Consider the following 2702-nt stretch of genomic DNA (forward strand, 5'->3'; position numbering starts at 1 on the left):
ATTAGCACGTTAAAACCTGAATTACACGCATGATAATAACTACATAATTGCAGTTATAATGTTTACTGAATGGTTTTACTGAGTAGCTTAAGTATTATGCGAGTAGCTTTTCGCAGTTGCTAATATTTGATCGCCGTTTACGCTTTAAATTTTCACAGTAACTTGCTTGTGAAGTGGGCCTGCCGACTGCTCCATGGAATACGCGCGTAAATTGCGTAGTAAGTTTTAGCCAGTTCTCTGGGGAGATATTAAGCCTTTCTAACAAAGGTAGGTTCATGTAATCAATATACCCGCGTTTATCCTCTCGTATTATTCGCCCTGTTAACTCAACAAGTTCAAGGTACGATTTAAGCTCAAACGGCAGTCCTTTAGGCATAATCTGACGTGGCATACCTGCAAAACGTAGTAACTGTTTAGGCTGTTTACCTTCTGTCGCGCATGTTAAGCGCTTTTGTACACTGGTATGGTCTGACTCTTCTGGTGTGTTAGCCATTTTAGCCCTAATGGGATTTAAATCGACATAGGCCATGCAGGCCGCAAGGGCTGCTTCATCTAGTAATGCTTGCGATTTGAATCTACCCTCCCAGAATCGTCCTGTGCAGTTATCTTCTTTATTTGCTCTGCGCGCAATGTCTTCATTTAACAACCGCATAAACCAGCTAATACTTGCTAGGCGTTCGCGGTATTGTTTAACCGTTTGGTTGAAAAAGATGAGTTCAACTTTACTTAGCTTTTCACCTTGTACATATTTTTGCGTTAACAATGTGCCTTTACAGAGTTTATGCCAGCGAATAACAATCGCTTTATCATTCAGCCTGTTTGCTTTCTTATCATCTACATATAGTACCAAATGGGTGTGATTACTCATTACGGCATAAGCACATACATCAATACAAAATACCTTTGCTAATTCAAGCAGCTTATCTTCAACCCACCCTCGTCGATGCTCGTAAGATTGACCAGTAAAGCGGTCTTCTCCACATAAAAATGCACGACGAACACAGCGTGAAATACAGTGATAGTATTTTGTATCAACCAAACTTACTTGACGCTTTCTTGCGATAGCCATAAGACACCCTGCTTATTTTTTACACTAAATAAACGTAGTCCTTAATTTTAAAAAGATCAAAATTTAGGATGGGTGTCACTGTTAATTACTTTTAATAAACAGCTATCGTAGCCCGATTGGGCTGTCTATTTTTACTTTCATTTTGCCTACATAGCTCAGCTTTTTGCGTGATTCATTATTTATAATAATGCACTCTTCATACTGTTTTTGTTAGCTTTTTTCCTAATGATTAGGATGGGTGTCATCCTAATTAATCATTCACCAACTTTCAAGCTCTTGGATCTGAACAGGCAGCTCCCAATGATCTTTTGCTAAGTGAGCTAGCTTTTCATTGGATTGTTCAACTTTGATATAAATTGGCACTTAACTTCCTTGTATACCTAACGAGCCTGTAGATTAACTCGTTTTTAAATTTGTTTTTATTGATAAACAAACCATAGCTGAGTTCCTATTTTGGTTCAATTGATTACTATATTTTTATGCAGAATATAGAAGTGTTTGATATTGTTTTAATTGGCGTTTTGGAAGGGATTACGGGTGTTTGAGTGGCTTTAATTTAGGTTAAAAGGGCTTCCCCTTTTTAATGTATCGTATTTTTCAGCTTTTCTATATTATGAACAAGGCAATACAATTGCCATTGCGCATTTACTTTCGCTTGACCCCGTAAGGTCAATTTATTCATGCCTTTGTTCACTGTAATATTCCCGAACACCGGTTCAATACAGCCGAGCCGTTTGCTGTATTGTCGTCGTCCGATTGGGCTGTCTATTTTAACTTTCATCTTATCGACATAGCTCAGCTTTTTGCGCGATTCATTATTTATAAACTGCACTTGTCGTCCTCTTTCTATCGGTGGTTTTCGCATGCATTGCTGCTGTAGCGGGCATGTTTTACAGTCTTTTAAGTAACCACAGAATCGCGTGTATTGCTGGTTATGGCTGTTTACATTGACCCCGCTTCGCCACATGGCATTGCCTGCAGGGCAGCGGCATGTTTGCGTTGTCTCATCATAATGAAAATCGTCTGAGGTAAATAACCGAGGCTTGCCTTTGCTGCGTTTTAGTCGCCGTTTTTCTTGCTCTGTTTCGTATGTTTCGCTGTCTTTAAATAGCGGATTTCGTTTTCTAAATTGGTTATCCGCAATGTAGGTATCGAACCCACTTTGCGCCATAAACTCAAGATTTACTTCGCTGTTAAACCCACTGTCTGCGGTAAATTTGATGGTGTGTTTATCTGCCATTTTTTCTGTATTGAGTTTAGCAAGCTGCTGTTTTAATTGTGCAACGGCTGGCTGTAAAGTTTGTTGTTCGCCCACTGAGCCCCACGCTTGTGCTTGCAGGATGATTTGATGTTTATCATCGTTTATCGCGATGCCGTTGTAGCCTTGAATTGTCCCTTTTGAGGTCGTCATCTTCGCACTATCTGGGTCAGTGATATTACTTTTAACAGGCTTGCCTTTACTGCCTGTTTTCTCTTCGTGAGTGGCTAAAAACTCGGTGATTTTACCTGCACTTCTATCCAGCTTTTCTTTTTGTTTTAAGTCCTGAGTTATCAACTCTTCGCCCAGTCCATCTTGTGATTGGTGGCGTTCAATAATACGTTTGCTTGCGCGTTCTAGTTTTGCTTTTTTGCG

Annotated in this window: 2 protein-coding genes and 1 pseudogene; all 3 read right to left on the reverse strand. The window is 39.7% G+C overall.

The genetic code is table 11. From position 1 onward, the window contains the following. Window positions 1-94: 94 nt before the first annotated feature. A complete protein-coding gene (locus tag L659_RS0122820; protein WP_024589310.1) occupies window positions 95-1069 on the reverse strand; it encodes a transposase in 975 nt (324 codons plus the stop codon). Between the two features lie 105 nt (window positions 1070-1174). Next, window positions 1175-1252, reverse strand: a pseudogene (locus tag L659_RS1000000124150) (transposase); the annotation flags it as partial. 397 nt (window positions 1253-1649) lie between these two features. Beyond that, the coding region (locus tag L659_RS01000000123180; protein ID WP_024589690.1) for a transposase at window positions 1650-2702 on the reverse strand (1053 nt) is incomplete at its 5' end.

It is taken from the genome of Pseudoalteromonas sp. S8-8 (assembly GCF_000497875.1).
In the GTDB taxonomy this organism is placed as follows: Bacteria; Pseudomonadota; Gammaproteobacteria; order Enterobacterales; family Alteromonadaceae; genus Pseudoalteromonas; species Pseudoalteromonas arctica.

Bases quoted from the DNA above. Each gene is read 5' to 3' on its own strand.
- L659_RS0122820 (WP_024589310.1), bottom strand. From the start codon at position 1,069: ATGGCTATCGCAAGAAAGCGTCAAGTAAGTTTGGTTGATACAAAATAC.